General features: G+C 38.3%; 15 protein-coding genes and 2 pseudogenes. 10 read left to right on the forward strand and 7 right to left on the reverse strand.

What is annotated here, in order from left to right; translation table 11 throughout:
* Positions 1-13 precede the first annotated feature (13 nt).
* The 3 genes from J2S10_RS17825 to J2S10_RS17835 all read right to left on the reverse strand — a co-directional run bounded on the left by J2S10_RS17825 (position 14) and on the right by J2S10_RS17835 (position 1,765).
* On the reverse strand, positions 14-364 hold the full coding sequence (locus J2S10_RS17825) for a substrate-binding domain-containing protein (RefSeq protein WP_307410231.1): 351 nt from the start codon (positions 362-364) through the stop codon (positions 14-16).
* A 241-nt stretch (positions 365-605) separates the two neighbouring features.
* Positions 606-752 (reverse strand): hypothetical protein, encoded by a 147-nt coding sequence (locus J2S10_RS17830; protein WP_307410233.1) that lies wholly within the window; start codon positions 750-752, stop codon positions 606-608.
* A gap of 95 nt (positions 753-847) precedes the next feature.
* Positions 848-1,765, reverse strand: coding sequence for an AraC family transcriptional regulator (locus J2S10_RS17835; protein ID WP_307410235.1), 918 nt, complete (start codon positions 1,763-1,765; stop codon positions 848-850).
* Between the two features lie 204 nt (positions 1,766-1,969).
* Here J2S10_RS17835 and J2S10_RS17840 point away from each other — a divergent pair, with 204 nt between their 5' ends.
* From J2S10_RS17840 to J2S10_RS17860, 5 genes are all read left to right on the forward strand, one after another.
* Positions 1,970-2,956, forward strand: coding sequence for an aldo/keto reductase (locus J2S10_RS17840; protein WP_307410238.1), 987 nt, complete (start codon positions 1,970-1,972; stop codon positions 2,954-2,956).
* 90 nt (positions 2,957-3,046) lie between these two features.
* Positions 3,047-3,376 (forward strand): carboxymuconolactone decarboxylase family protein, encoded by a 330-nt coding sequence (locus J2S10_RS17845; protein ID WP_307410240.1) that lies wholly within the window; start codon positions 3,047-3,049, stop codon positions 3,374-3,376.
* Positions 3,377-3,401: 25 nt separating this feature from the next.
* Positions 3,402-4,139: an SDR family oxidoreductase gene (locus J2S10_RS17850; RefSeq protein ID WP_307410242.1), complete on the forward strand. Its 738-nt coding sequence runs from the start codon at positions 3,402-3,404 to the stop codon at positions 4,137-4,139.
* A 162-nt stretch (positions 4,140-4,301) separates the two neighbouring features.
* Positions 4,302-5,522 (forward strand): sugar efflux transporter, encoded by a 1,221-nt coding sequence (locus J2S10_RS17855; protein ID WP_307410243.1) that lies wholly within the window; start codon positions 4,302-4,304, stop codon positions 5,520-5,522.
* A gap of 505 nt (positions 5,523-6,027) precedes the next feature.
* Positions 6,028-6,384, forward strand: coding sequence for a VOC family protein (locus J2S10_RS17860; RefSeq protein WP_307410245.1), 357 nt, complete (start codon positions 6,028-6,030; stop codon positions 6,382-6,384).
* Between the two features lie 227 nt (positions 6,385-6,611).
* Here the strand turns inward: J2S10_RS17860 and J2S10_RS17865 are convergent, their stop codons facing one another.
* Together J2S10_RS17865 and J2S10_RS17870 are read right to left on the reverse strand one after the other, a co-directional pair.
* Positions 6,612-7,007 carry a DUF3224 domain-containing protein gene (locus J2S10_RS17865; RefSeq protein WP_307410247.1) on the reverse strand — a complete coding sequence of 132 codons (396 nt, stop codon included), beginning with the start codon at positions 7,005-7,007 and terminating at the stop codon, positions 6,612-6,614.
* 353 nt (positions 7,008-7,360) lie between these two features.
* Positions 7,361-7,600, reverse strand: coding sequence for a hypothetical protein (locus tag J2S10_RS17870; protein ID WP_307410250.1), 240 nt, complete (start codon positions 7,598-7,600; stop codon positions 7,361-7,363).
* A 712-nt stretch (positions 7,601-8,312) separates the two neighbouring features.
* On the opposite strand from J2S10_RS17870, the gene J2S10_RS17875 reads away from it, so the two are divergent.
* Both J2S10_RS17875 and J2S10_RS17880 read left to right on the forward strand, forming a co-directional pair.
* On the forward strand, positions 8,313-8,576 hold the full coding sequence (locus tag J2S10_RS17875; protein WP_307410251.1) for a hypothetical protein: 264 nt from the start codon (positions 8,313-8,315) through the stop codon (positions 8,574-8,576).
* A 296-nt stretch (positions 8,577-8,872) separates the two neighbouring features.
* The gene (locus tag J2S10_RS17880) at positions 8,873-9,934 is read left to right on the forward strand and encodes an alkene reductase (RefSeq protein WP_307410254.1); all 1,062 of its coding nucleotides are present in this window, start codon (positions 8,873-8,875) and stop codon (positions 9,932-9,934) included.
* A gap of 190 nt (positions 9,935-10,124) precedes the next feature.
* On the opposite strand, the pseudogene J2S10_RS17885 reads toward J2S10_RS17880, so the two are convergent.
* A pseudogene (locus J2S10_RS17885) lies at positions 10,125-10,337 on the reverse strand (major facilitator superfamily transporter); the annotation flags it as partial.
* A 148-nt stretch (positions 10,338-10,485) separates the two neighbouring features.
* Between J2S10_RS17885 and J2S10_RS17890 the strand changes: the two are divergent.
* Complete coding sequence (locus J2S10_RS17890; RefSeq protein ID WP_307410256.1) at positions 10,486-11,349, forward strand: processed acidic surface protein; 864 nt, start codon at positions 10,486-10,488, stop codon at positions 11,347-11,349.
* 219 nt (positions 11,350-11,568) lie between these two features.
* Here the strand turns inward: J2S10_RS17890 and J2S10_RS17895 are convergent, their stop codons facing one another.
* Entirely contained in the window at positions 11,569-12,243 is a 675-nt protein-coding gene (locus J2S10_RS17895; RefSeq protein WP_307410258.1) for a hypothetical protein, read from the reverse strand.
* 513 nt (positions 12,244-12,756) lie between these two features.
* On the opposite strand from J2S10_RS17895, the gene J2S10_RS17900 reads away from it, so the two are divergent.
* Both J2S10_RS17900 and J2S10_RS17905 read left to right on the forward strand, forming a co-directional pair.
* Positions 12,757-13,341, forward strand: coding sequence for a GNAT family N-acetyltransferase (locus tag J2S10_RS17900; protein WP_307410261.1), 585 nt, complete (start codon positions 12,757-12,759; stop codon positions 13,339-13,341).
* 342 nt (positions 13,342-13,683) lie between these two features.
* Positions 13,684-14,125, forward strand: a pseudogene (locus tag J2S10_RS17905) (AAA family ATPase); the annotation flags it as partial.
* Positions 14,126-14,295: the final 170 nt, after the last annotated feature.

Here is a 14,295-nt window from a genome sequence, read left to right on the forward strand (position 1 = left end):
GCATTACAATCCATTATTGTTTTTTATATTCTCCGATTTTTTCAACGGCAGCTTTTACAAATTCCGAATTTACAACCTTATCTGCTGAAATGGGCTGCTTTATAGAACCTTGTTCTACATACCAGTCCTCATCCGATTTTATTGCCTTCGGATCAACGAAACCGTTTGGATCAAGGAGTGGCATGTTCATCTGGTCCAGCTGTTCAACTGGAGTCTTCATGTAGTCAGACATAATCTTTGCAATCTTGTCTTTATTTTCGCTTCCATAAAGGAATGCGTTATCGTATAACCTTACTGCTTTTAAGTAAGCAGTCATGAAATGAGTAGCTAAGTCTTTTTTCTTAGCAAAATCAGGGCTGTACATGATAACACCAGTCTCTTCGTTAGGTGCATATTCCTGTGGATCTTTGAATGGTGTCTAACTTTATGGGGTCACTTCAGTATCGCTACGACTTTTTCTTTTTTAGCAATCGGGCGCTGTCCTGTAGTAAGGATTGAGATCTTTTTTGTATTTAAGGGCCAGATTGTTGAACATCACGTTTAAAGAAAATTGGTAAGAATGAAGAGATTGTGAAAACAAGTATTATGCATTAGGTACTCGGTGATTAAGCTACTTGTAAGATATCGATTATAGATTCCTCTTTAACAAAAACCCCCACCTGTCTTGAATGACATAAGATCGATAAGTCATTCCATTCATGATCAAAATTGACAGCAAGCATTTCCAACAGATTATTGGTCGTCGAACTCACTGTTAAACCAGCTATTCGTCATTTGATGATCGATAAACTAACAAAGGGTAACTATCATTAAATATGCGGTTGTCCCCCTCCATTAGGCAGGGGACTCATACGTTTATCGTTTGGCCATATTTCTCCCTCAGGCGCTTTATATCTTCTTTAGGTGGAAAACCAAACATGCGGGAATATTCACGGCTGAATTGCGATGGACTTTCATAGCCTACCTGGAATGCGACATCAGCGGCATCTGTTGACTCGGATAATAACAGGCGCCGGGCTTCCTGCAGTCTCAGTTGTTTTTGGAACTGAATAGGGCTCATAGCGGTTACCTCTTTAAAGTGCCTATGAAGTGAAGCAACACTCATATTCGCTATTTCCGCAAGCTCCTCAATCCGAAAAGATCTATCATAGTTCTTCATGATCTGTTCGATAACGTCTCTGATAAGATAGGTAGAGCTTCCTTCTATTGCCATTTGTTTCAGCACATCCCCATGCGGCCCTTGAAAAACCCTATAGAGAATTTCCTTCGTAAATAGAGGACCAAGAACCGGAATATCGTCCGGATTGTCTAGCAAACGAGCTAACCTGATGACGGCATCCAACATCGATAACTCCATCGGGCTGACGAACATGGCTCGCTTAGCATTCTCTTTCTTTCCACCTTGAATTTTAAAATCACGTAAAACATCTAAGATTTGACTCGGTGTAAATACAAGATTGAGAGCCAGATACGGAACATCGGAAGAAGCTTCTACAACTTGCCCGGCAACCGGCAGGTCGACCGATGCAACAAGGTAATCGGAAGGACTGTACCTAAAGCGCTCCTGAGCGAGCATTACCTCCTTCGCTCCCTGAACGATAATGCATAAAGAAGGCTTGTAAACACTGTGATTTGGACCGGTAACATGAGAGCGGCGAATAAAATATAAAGACGGAACCCCAGTCGCGTGAACACCATCCTGTCCTGAATAACGCTCTATGAGTTCAGCGAGCTCAACCTGCTGTTTATAGATTTGTTCAGACATAAGAGTCCTCCTTGTTCTTTATTCTTGCTAGTTCCATTCTAATGCATTTTCGCCTATTGCGAAAGTGGCTGTGATAGGATTAGGCAATCATTTGATAGGAATGTGATACCATTCGCTTTTTTATATGTTGCATAATTAGACAGAACACAATGAACAACTCGTGGAATTAAGGTGACAATCATATAAAAGAAAGGAAGATAAAGAATGCAAAAGCGTAAATTGGGGAAAAGTGGACTAGAAGTTTCTGCTATCGGACTAGGTTGCATGGGAATGAGCTCCGGTTTTGGTCCGGCATCAGACACGAAAGAAATGATATCGCTGATCCATGCGGCGATTGACCGCGGCGTTACTTTCTTTGACACCGCTGAATTGTACGGACCATATACGAACGAAGAGCTCGTAGGAGAAGCTCTCCAACCCTTTCGGAATCAAGTGGTAATTGCCACCAAGTTCGGCTTTGACCTTCAGGGTAAAAGACGGACTATACTTGATAGCCGACCTGAGCATATCAAAGAAGCTGCAGAAGGCTCACTTAAACGGCTTAAAGTCGAAGCGATTGACCTATACTATCAGCATCGGGTTGATCCGGACGTTCCAATCGAGGAGGTTGCGGGAGCAGTCAAAGATCTGATCCAGGAAGGTAAGGTTAAGTACTGGGGGCTTTCTGAGGCAGGCGTGAAGACGATTCGTCGTGCGCACGCCGTTCAGCCGCTCACCGCAGTCCAGAGCGAATACTCCATGATGTGGAGAAGTCCTGAAGAAAAACTGCTGCCTACCCTCGAGGAACTTGGAATCGGCTTTGTTCCGTTCGCCCCGCTGGGCAAGGGCTTCCTTACCGGGAAAATTGATAAGAATACTACATTCGTTAACTCCGACTTCCGCAGCATTGTTCCTCGCTTCCAAGCTGAGAATCTCGAAGCAAATCAGGATTTGGTCGAACTGATAAAGAAGATTGCTGCAGGGAAAAACGCTGCCCCGGCTCAAATCGCACTCGCATGGGTGCTTGCCAAGAAGCCATGGATTGTTCCGATTCCCGGCACGCGCAAATTGGAACGCCTGGAAGAAAATCTTGGCGCAGTGGATGTCGAGCTGACTCCCGAGGAACTAAGTGATTTGAACGACGCGCTCTCGCAGATCGAGATTTCGGGACATCGCTATCCAGAAGAACACGAAAATAAAATCGACAAATAGGTGATGTAACATGTATTTCTTCTGCTGACAACAAGTTTAACAACCTTCGGCTAATAGAAGAGTAAATATAAATGAAAGAAGGGAAATTAAATGTCAGATTTAAAAGAGCTTACTGTTGCACAGAAAAAGTTAGGAAATTTTGCGCCGAAGCTTGTGCAATTAACTGATGATGTTTTGTTTGGAGATGTATGGAAGCGTGAGGAGCTTTCTCCACGTGACCGCAGTTTAATTACCGTTGCTTCTTTATTAACAGGTGGAAATACCGAGCAACTGAAATCCCATTTAAATTTAGCAAAACAAAACGGTCTTTCGGAAGAAGAACTAATCGAAGTCATGACCCATCTTGCTTTCTATGCAGGTTGGCCGAAGGCAATGTCAGCCATTACGGTTGCAAAAGAAGTATTCACAAAAGAAAAATAAAAATAACGAAAGGATGTTATTTAGTATGTCTAATATTCAATGTAAAGTTGTCATTATTACGGGTGCTTCTAGTGGAATTGGAGAAGCTACTGCAAAAGAACTTGCATCCAAAGGGGCGAAATTGGTTCTTGCAGCCCGTCGTGAAGATCGATTAAAGAAACTACAAGAAGAGATTCAAAATAATGGCGGAGTAGCTATTTATAAAGTGACGGATGTAACTTCGCATGAACAAATGGAAGAGCTAGCTGAGGTTGCTCTTAAAGAGTTTGGAAAAATCGACGTATTAGTCAATAATGCCGGACTCATGCCAAATTCATTTCTTTATATGAAAAAAATTGATGACTGGAACCGAATGATTGACGTCAACATTAAAGGAGTTCTTTATGGAATTGCCGCAGTGCTTCCTTTTATGAGAGAACAAAAATCAGGTCATATCATCAATCTTTCTTCGGTAGCTGGACACTTTGTTGGAGCCGCAAGTGCGGTCTATGCAGGAACGAAGTTTGCTGTACGGGCGATTTCTGAGGGTCTTCGTAAAGAAGAGGCTGCAAACAACATTCGCTCCACCATTATCTCACCAGGAATGGTTAAATCGGAATTAACAGAATCGATCGATCCGAATTTTAAACCTATGATCGATAAAATGTATGAGGATGCTATTGAAGCAGATAGCATTGCTCGTGCCATTGCTTTTGCGATTGAACAACCATCTGATGTAGCGATTAATGAGATGATTATTCGTCCTACAAGTCAAGAGCGGTAATCCTTTATTTGTTTTTGGTTCAGTTAAAGTTAAACAATTATGATATTTATTTAATAAACAGCCAGGTTCATTTATCTGGCTGTTTTTATAAATTTTGGAGGAATTAATGATTATCTGTGTTCAGCAGCAACAATAAATGTGAGAACTAAGGAGGACTAAAAGTTGTATACACGGGTAAAAAAACTATTTGCGATAAAAGGATATAGTTTATTCCTCATTTGTGTACTGCTGGTTGGTATCGGAATTTCTATTACGCAGCCATATTTATCCTTGTATGCTACAGAAGATTTGGGAATGAGTGCGGGAGCCTTTGGCGTTTTCATGGCAGTGAGTTCATTAAGCGGAGTAGTGGTCAACTCGCTAATTGCTAAACAATCGGATAGTGGGCTGGACCGAAAATGGTTGATTATTTTAGCCATGCTTTCATCTGCTTTGGGATATGCTTCGTATTTAGCTTTTCATAACTTTATTATTCTGTTGATAGTCATCACTCTTTTTAATGGATTAGGGGCTCCTGCCATGCCGCAAATCTACGCCTGCGCACAGGAATCGGCAAATGCAAGCCAAACCGATGATAAGACTTTTGCGATGTCTACATTACGTTCTCTTGTATCTCTCGGATTCCTAATAGGACCATTAGGCGGTACATTCATTTTGGGAGCACTTGGATACAAAGGGCTTTTTCTAGGGACATCCGCAATCTATCTTACAATTGCATCTCTTGTATTCCTGTTTCTACAAAAACGAAAATCTGTTCAACGCAATGACAGGAAGGGAAAAAGAACAGGCACCTCATCACTTAAAAGCAGGCAAATCATGCAGCCGCTTATCGCCTTTATCTTTTTGTTTGCGGTCAATGCTATTAATGGAATCAACACGCCGTTGTTTATTGTAAATGAACTCCATGGTTCGCATACGGATGTCGGTTTAGTCGTTAGTATTTCTGCTGGTTTGGAAATTCCCATCATGCTTTTATTAGGTACCCTGGGCAGAAAAATATCGAACCATTCCTTAATGATGATCGGCTGTTTTGTGGCTCTTATCTATTACACCCTCTTAAGTATATCGACCCATTCCTGGCAACTTATCGCAGCACAGCTTCTGCAGGCAATGTATGTAGCTATTGTCATGGGCAATGGACTAAGCTATTTCACGGATTTATTACCTAATTCACCGGGACTGTCCACAACGATTTATTACAACGGGTCCATCATTGGAAGGATAGTGGGAAATATGGGTGGTGGTATCTTTGCCCAGTTTGTAGGATTTCGTCATGTTTATTGGGCGTGTCTCGCAATTGTCATTTTCTCGTTGTTTATCTTATGGAGAACAAAACCTCATGAGGAACTCGAAGCAATAACAGGACACACTCGGTCCGTGTAGTATGTAATCATATATTTTAATTTTAAAAGGAAGTTAATAGCTGTCATCGAGTTAGTTTTTCTTGTTGTGCTAATCTTGAATAAGATTTAAGCAATGATATTCAACAATCGGGCGCGTTTGTTGAACAATCAAGGTAGAAAATGATCAAAATTTTTTAAAAAAACCAAGATTAAACCTCATGAAGAAGAATCCATTTTGATCAATTTTTTTCTAAATGGATTTTTCTTATTTATCGTAAAAAATGGGGTTTGTGAGGTTTAAACTTTATTTCTACGATACAGCATTGAGCCTTACAGGAAACGATAGTTTAATAAAAACAGCGGCAGTCTAAGACATATATTAATAGCCTCGGGCTACCACTATGTTTCGGGATGGATCAGTCTCGGAGACAATTATGTTGAAAGAAAATAAAGTGTTAGACCAAAAATAAAGTATTAGACTTGCTCAAGAAGAGCAAAGTATCGATAAACGAAACAGTCGATGAACAGGAGAGTGAAGAGGAATCATGATCAATGCAGCACACATTATTTTCTACAGTACCAACGCGGAGGCAGACCGGGTATTCATCCGCGATGTACTCGGGTTAGCTGGGGTTGACGCCGGCGATGGTTGGCTGATCTTCAAACTGCCTCCTGCCGAAATCGCCGTGCATCCTACAGACGGTCTTGATAAACACGAGTTTTACTTGATGTGCGACGATATCGAGAAGACGATCACGGAACTGACCGCTAAGGGCATCACGATCTCAGAGTCAATCAGCGAGCAGCGTTGGGGTCGGCTCAACTCCATCAAGCTTCCCAGCGGCGCTAATATCTCGATATACCAGCCACGCCATCCCACCGCCTACGATCTAGAGGGCTGAGTCACCGTACATCCATCTCTTTCTCTCAGCTAACTGGTAACGTTAGCACAGTAACTAAAGATCAATTTTTGAAGCTCTTTTATATTTTTCGATATTCCGCAATCGGGCGCATTACTGGAATAACGGTAATGCTTTTTTCTTATCAAGTAAATGGTAGGAGTTGAAGAAGCTCGTTCGACGAAAAGGACATTCCTGGTAGTACAGAGATGCCCTTTTTTACTGTTTTGTTAGAATTTAAAGTCTAGAATCATCTTACTGGTTTCACCTGTAAACTTATAATTATAAGACCCTTTTAAGCTTTCTAAGTCACCGGTAGCTTTGATGATTGTTGCTGGAGAATCTAGATTTCCTTTATCAAATATTCCTTGCTCTATAGCCGTAAATGTCCCCTGTTTTCCCTTGTAAGTTCCTTCGAAATGCAGAAATCCGGAAATTTTAGAAGTGGCCAAGTGACCATCATCTATAGTAGAGTCTATATAAAATAATAAATATTCAACAAAAGCTTTTCCTGTTAATTCACCCTCAATATCATATTCAACATGGGCAATATTAATAGGGAATTCTTTTCTAGTGTCGTCTACTGGCTTTTCATCCCATTTGCTTACTGTAAATGTTACCTCCATACGTAAATCTCCCTTCATTATTAAATAGTAATTCACCTCCAGTATAATATCCAAAAAGCACCATTATCAATAATAGAATAGGAGTGTTTTTATTAATTATTCTTTTAGTGATATTAAATGGGTAACAAGACCTGAACTTGATAATATATATAGCTCAAATTTGTTAGTACCAACTCTTAGTTATTATAGTGAAATCCTTTAATAAATGATAATCTATATTCAACAAACGGGCGCGATCCTGGAACAAGGATAAGCGCCCATTATTCCTTTTAGGGGCATATTATAAAGTAATATCGTAAATCAATCGAAGCCTTTAGTTAAACAAGAAATGAGGCAAAACTCTTTTAATTTTTTTATATTTTGGTCCCAATAGTTTGGCGACTCTTTTGTCTATTTCTTTGTAATTCGCTTTGTTTCCATGTGTATTTTTGCATATATAACCTAAGCACATCTTTCATTGACTTCCCATTTCTTTCAACCGCATCTCGAAAATCATCTCTTATCTGTTCTGGAATTTCAATACTTACTCGAACGATTTTTGGATCAATTTTAATTCCTATTCTTTCTTTCATTTTTTTTTGTGTGCCTGACACATTAATTAACCTCCCATCATAGTCATTATCAATACATTTAAAATAATAATTAATAATTATGCAATTTTACAAATAATTATACAAATTTACAAATAGATATTCAACGGTAAAATAAGTATATTCTTAAACTGCAAATCTGACGGTTAGTACAGTAAACACAGTTTCTTAAATATGCATAAATATTAGAATCTATACAATTTCTCTTTGAGTAATGATTCAAACATACTGCAAAATCATACATCAATTAATTTAAAAGCCCACTCGTTATTTGATGAGTAGGCTTCGATTTCCGTTATGTAGCCATGATAATAAATGTCCTCGTCATCCTCTTTGCTAGTCTAGTAACGAACAACGATCGTCACATAGTCGCCTTCCTTTTACCGAAAATCAGTTAAACCTGGTCCATATATGCTGCCTCTTTGGTTAATTCAAGATAGACAGGCTATCTAAATAGGGATTCTGATGTCAAAACGCGAACTTTCCATTAAGACAAATAATGTAAATAACCAAAACCAAAAACGTCCTTGAAATGTTGTTTTGGTTATTTAAGCTTGAATAATTGAAAGTAAAATCAGGGTCTAGAATCACCAAAATCACCAATTAAAAAAGTCCTTAGCGTAGTGAATTTTCGTTTTTTTAGTTTCTGTTGTTGTTTAATAAGGAGGGGTGTATAATACCTGTATTTTAAAAATGAAAAAGAAGGATAAACCATATGTTGAACCATGATTCAGGTGAAGATGTAAATGTATTACATGCTGAACTTATTGACAAAGAGTGTATTCAGGTACAAGTTCAAATTAATGATAAGGTAGAAACCGTTTGGCTTAATTATTGGGAACCGGTAATTGTTCCTAAATCATACAGTCCTTATCGATTAGAAATTCTTGTTGAACTCAGTAATTACATAGAGATGAAAGAAAAACCGTTTCGTAATGAATTTGAATTTATGAGGATGAGAGTGTTAACTTTTGGCTAATTAGGGGTCCGACTAAGTTTTAGATGGTTGCCCACACGATATATTACAGTGTAAATGATTTGAGATATAAGTAAACGAATGACCCCTGAAGAACGATGAAACATACATAAAAGTAAATGTAAAAATCTTACAATAACAGTATCTTCTTTCTAATACATTTTTTAAACTGAGCACCAGCTTTGTTAAGTGAGTATATAATTTGTAATTTTTGCTAAATATCATTATCCTAGATAACACAGCTATTACTTAAAGTTAGCTGGTGAAAATAAATAAGAAACAATCAGGAGGAAAGCATAATGGAACATACGATGATCAGTAAGCTTTTTGAACCTGTAACTATAGGTGCGTGGAAGTTGCGTACAAGAACAGCCATGGCACCAATGACACGCTGTTTTGCAGATGTTCAAACAGGAGTTGTTGGTGAAGATGTCGTGGAATATTACCGTCGACGTGCAGCGGATGGAATTGGTCTGATTATTACTGAAGGTATTGTCATTAGTCCTCGCGCAAAAGGTAATCCAGGCGTTCCGGGGCTGTATACTCAAGAACAAATTAATGCGTGGAAAAAGGTAACAGAAGCGGTGCATCGAGAAGGTGGAACGATCATCGCACAAATTTGGCATGTTGGAAGAGCAAGTCATCATGAGATTGCTGGCAATCTACCACCACAGGCACCATCAGCTATACGAGCGGAAGGAAAAGTATCACGATTTGGAAAACCTTTTGATATACCTGAAGAAATGAGTATCGACGATATTAAAGAAGTCATTGGCCAATATGCACAAGCTGCAATAAATGCGATTGAAGCCGGTTTTGACGGAGTTGAAGTGCACGGTGCCCACGGATATTTAATTGATCAATTTAATTCAGATGTTTCCAATCACCGGACAGATAGATACGGAGGAGATCTTGCAGGCAGACTAACATTTATGAAAGAAGTCTTAAAGGAAGTTATTAATGCAGTGGGAGCTAATCGTACACTTATTCGATTTTCAGCGTTAAAAATTGACCATCCGGATTACATGTGGGAAGATCCGGAAGAAGCTATTCAAACTTTTATTGAAGCTTTCAAAGAGGTTGGTATGACAATGATTCATCCGTCAACCATGGAATTTACCAAAACAATTGCCGATGGAAAAACAATACATCAGCTCGTCCGTAAATATTGGGATGGAGTTACTGTCGGAGTCGGAGATTTAAATGCTGAAACAGCTGAACAAGCAATAGCAGAAGGAACGATTGATATCGCTGCTTTTGGACGTCCGTTACTTGCCAATCCAAATTTTCTTCATCGAGTGGAAAAAGGAGAAGAAATTATTCCCTATGATGCGAAAACTCATCTGAAAGAATTAATTTAGTCCTTTTGGTTTCTTAATAAAAAGGTTTGTTAAAAATTATCTTTATTTCCATATCCAGTACCAGCTAATATAGGCTATCTTTTATTCAAGAATAGGGCGCATTTCTGTAGAAATGCGCTTTTCTTAATGAATTGGGCCATTTAATTGAATAAGACTTTCAAACAAAAACTTGATATTTATGCTAATATTCGAATCCAAACACTCTTTTTCGATCAAATAGATCCGATAATGACCGGCAACGGGAGAAAGAATCGTGCTTGATATCATATAAGACGCAAAAGCCCATGTATACAAATCAAATCTCCCTAACTCCTTCTCGATAATGTGTCATGATGGTGGAATCAATGGATGTTACCAGCCTGGCAAGAACAATACTAGTCATGACTGAAGTTCTACTTTTCATCTATTTCCCCCCTTTTTCAACTCGAAGTAAATATTTTACTCTATCAAATATATTTAAATAAAAATGCATTTTTTATAAATATTTCCAATCTTTAAGTTCAACTTTGAGGGAATGTTATAAATGAATTATATCTCATGGAGGTTGAATTATGAGGAAAGCGATATTTATTTTCTTACTCTCATTTGTGCTTATGTCTAATGTACCAGTTGCTTGGGCAACACCTCCCGCCAATGAGCTTAATCAATATTTAGCAGAAATTGGCTGGACGAAGCAAGATTTAATGAATTATTTAAATTTTTATGAAATGCCATTAGAAGGATTTAGCACTCTCGCAGACCTAAAGAATGCATTAGGAACCCCCGTTAATGCGAAAAACCTTCAAGATCTATTAAGTAAATATCATCTCAGCCAGACAGACCTAAATAATCTTTTGAAACAATTTGGAGATTCATTAGATAAATATAAGTTTATCGAGGATTTAAATAACACACTTGCATTTTATACAAACCACGATAACGTAATGGCCCGAATAAAAATGGATATGGCCAAAATTGGTATCACCAGCAAAGAGGCAGATAGGTTTTTTAGCTATTTGACTCAAATAGAGGAAGATAATAAAACTCAGCTGGACCAAATGCAATCACTCGATTATCAAATCGATAAATTTCTAGGTACGGTTGACCCTTCACAACTAAACGCCGAACAATTAGATGAATTATCACAAATCTTTAAGCAAACCTTAAACCTTTATGAAATTCAATTAAAGCTCAAGGCAAATAATAAAAATATTACCTTGGATGACCTCTTAAAAATGAAGATATCCCCTGGAAATCTTTACACAGGAGTCTACAGTAATGCTGGAGAGCCACTGCTTGATTTCACCATTCCAGCTAAGGCCTTCCAAGGAGTGGTCGCTGGTTTGGAAGAATTGCTCAACCTAGGCGGTCTGGCAAACGAATTTGTCGATTATATGCACAGTGAAAAATATAATGATATAAATCCATATAAATAAAAGCTGGGAAAATTGGATTCGCAAATAAATGTTTTTTGTTGAAAGTTAACGATTGAAAAAGGTTGCCCCAAAAAATTTTTGGGACAACCTTTTTGTATTTACTGTTAGATGATCAAATTTGACGAAACAATTTTTGGGATTTATCGGTGAATATACATATTTAGGCGAATTCATATGATTTTATTAGCGAAGATTCATTTTTATTAGTGGTTTAATTTTTCAATGATCCAACCTCATGAAATTTACCTCTCCGTAATCCATTTCGGGGCCTACATTTCCGGTATAAGCAATCGCCGTGTCATATCCGCCTTCGCCTGCACCATGCAGCCAAATGATTAAAGGACGTTTTCCTCTGCTCATATTTGGTGAATAATAGCCGAAACGCAGAGGCAACTCAGCATATGATGATTTGCTGTTTATCCAGCCTTTGATTTGCTCCATCTTGCCGCCGCTGAAATGATCATAGGCAAGCCCTGAAATGGAATCATTATCGGTTTGTATTTCTTTTACCTGCGTTATGCGAAAATCGCAGAAAACATATACATTAAGTCCCTGTTCCAGAAACGCAGTTACTGAGTTTAAACGGTAGATCGGCTCACATTCGAGTTCAAGTGTGGCGTGACTGCCGAGTTCGGTTTTGTTCCCTTCACCGTCTGATGTATACGCTTTTGTAACACGACAATATCCTTTTGACGGACGAGCCTCTTTCGAAGTCCAATTATTTCTGAGTTGAAGCACTTCGCCGGTTTTTTTGCTTCGTCTCTCGACATAAACGTTGAAAGTATCTTCCGATAGCACCTCTGATTTAACAGATTCGGACAGAGGAAGAATGATTTTGGATATGTACGGGCCATAGTCAGTGACTTCTGTCACAGTCATGTAAGAACGATTCATTTCTATCTCTCCTGTTGTAAATTCACTTAATTCATATTGAACATAATACCTATAAGTTTATAAAATGAAGCACTTGTTTATTTTGTGATTCTTTTAGCCATAGATTGCTGGCCAGGCGGTCAATTAGGAACTTTCCATGAAAGATGCCATCCAATTTTTTGATCTTCGGCTCCGAAAACGGAACGTCTTGTGGGTGCTTAACCCAGTTTTAATTTTTTTATGGCTGGTTTAGGTCTTCATTACTAAATTTGTTTACAAAATATTTAGAATTTTATCTTATTTGCAATCGTATCACTCTAAAAAAGTGGATGTCAATCTAATGTTTAATTATAAGCCGGGTGTCAGCCTGGAAACGCAAATGTATTTACTCAATGATGATTCATTTAAGAAACCTTTCGGACGACTTTTCTTACTAGAAAAGTTTTTTTATTATATTAAAGGAACTATAATTGTATTGAAGGTAAATAAACACACTGCGGAACTTTACATAGTAGAAGGTGAGGGAATAAACTTATGACAACTATCGTGCAATCATTCTATTATAATCAAGCACCTGATACATTACAACGTGAGATTGCCGTAATGCTACATCAGGTCTGGCCAGATGCTTGTCCGATGCCAGGGGCAACGATTCCGGAAGCTCACGATAAAGAACTTAATGCACGCTCATTTTATTCCTACATAGATGGAAAGTTGGTCAGCTATGCAGGTGTGGTGCATAAGACTATCAAGCACGATGGACAAACATTAAATATTGCTGGACTTAGCTGTGTGGCTACTGATCCCGAGTATCAAGGTCAAGGGTTAGGTTTACGTACAGTCGCTGCCGCTACTCAATGGATTGAAAAACAAAGAGACATAGATTTTGGCATATTCACGTGTAAACCATCTTTAGCTTCTTTCTATAATCGTGCCGGTGCTTGGCCTGTTGTACCAGATGTGGTGCTCATTGGCAGTCGAGATGAGGGTGCTTTATCTAGCGAATCCTTAGACGTTGTTGTTCTGATGCGTCTGTTTTCAGAAAAGGCCAAGGCTTATGAATCGATCTTGCGTCATACTACTATTAATCTTGATTTTCCGGATGGTCAGTTTCTATAACAAACTGAGAACGATCTTCCGCAATCGGGCGCTTTTCCGGAACACGGAAAGCGTCTTTTTTTAACGGAATAAAGGATTAAGTTAAATAACAAGTTTTGAAATAATTGTAATTAAGCAAATGGTTAGTTTAATAAGATGGTGGAATTAACTATATAGAATCTATTATAGGGAGAGTTATATGGAACAAGTTAATTTCTTAGATAACAGATTGCTTTAATGAAGGTAGTGTAAAAACTGACAAGTTCAGGGCATTTAAAGATGATTCAACCGTTCCACCATTAGGAGTGCAATTAACTGTCATTGATTCTGAATATGATTTCTTTTGGAAATTTCGAGATGTTTTATTTTCATTTTGCCTCTTATTTGGATGAGTTGGCTAATGAAGATCCAACGTTTAGGTATCAGGGATATGGTGGGAAATCACTACATCATCAGTCGCATGGTGAGGCTTTTTGTCTTTATTCATTAACCGTTTTGGTAATAGGAGTATCTATCTTTTGGATGAACCTGAAGCAGCGTTATCTCCTGCTCGTCAATTAGCTTTCTTACTGATTATTTATAATCTTGCTAGTCAAGAGTCAAGGTGATGCACAATTTATAATCGCTACTCATTCCACCATTCTTCTAGGTTATTCGAATGCACAAATTTATAATTTCGATTCTTCACCTATTCAAGAGATCGAATATGAAGATACAGAAAATTATCAAATAACCAAGGGTTTTATAAACAGAAGAGAAAAGTAATCTAGATGAGCTGTTTCGTAATGACTGCGATGAATCATAATTTATTACTACCATGTAAGAACGTAATTTTCTTACATTTTCTGTGGTGAAGCCCTGATTCATGGATGGCTAACGGGTAGCTATAGTTTAATAAGCGCGAACCGGATTCAGAAGTTCTCCATAATATTATTAATCCTTAAAAATCGGGCGCTTTAATGGAGGAACGAAAAA

The sequence above is a fragment of the Neobacillus ginsengisoli genome (assembly GCF_030813055.1).

Coding starts and splice junctions, on each gene's coding strand:
- J2S10_RS17825 (WP_307410231.1), bottom strand. CDS start 364: ATGTACAGCCCTGATTTTGCTAAGAAAAAAGACTTAGCTACTCATTTC.
- J2S10_RS17835 (WP_307410235.1), bottom strand. CDS start 1,765: ATGTCTGAACAAATCTATAAACAGCAGGTTGAGCTCGCTGAACTCATA.
- J2S10_RS17840 (WP_307410238.1), top strand. CDS start 1,970: ATGCAAAAGCGTAAATTGGGGAAAAGTGGACTAGAAGTTTCTGCTATC.
- J2S10_RS17845 (WP_307410240.1), top strand. CDS start 3,047: ATGTCAGATTTAAAAGAGCTTACTGTTGCACAGAAAAAGTTAGGAAAT.
- J2S10_RS17850 (WP_307410242.1), top strand. CDS start 3,402: ATGTCTAATATTCAATGTAAAGTTGTCATTATTACGGGTGCTTCTAGT.
- J2S10_RS17860 (WP_307410245.1), top strand. CDS start 6,028: ATGATCAATGCAGCACACATTATTTTCTACAGTACCAACGCGGAGGCA.
- J2S10_RS17865 (WP_307410247.1), bottom strand. CDS start 7,007: ATGGAGGTAACATTTACAGTAAGCAAATGGGATGAAAAGCCAGTAGAC.
- J2S10_RS17875 (WP_307410251.1), top strand. CDS start 8,313: ATGTTGAACCATGATTCAGGTGAAGATGTAAATGTATTACATGCTGAA.
- J2S10_RS17880 (WP_307410254.1), top strand. CDS start 8,873: ATGGAACATACGATGATCAGTAAGCTTTTTGAACCTGTAACTATAGGT.
- J2S10_RS17890 (WP_307410256.1), top strand. CDS start 10,486: ATGAGGAAAGCGATATTTATTTTCTTACTCTCATTTGTGCTTATGTCT.
- J2S10_RS17895 (WP_307410258.1), bottom strand. CDS start 12,243: ATGAATCGTTCTTACATGACTGTGACAGAAGTCACTGACTATGGCCCG.
- J2S10_RS17900 (WP_307410261.1), top strand. CDS start 12,757: ATGACAACTATCGTGCAATCATTCTATTATAATCAAGCACCTGATACA.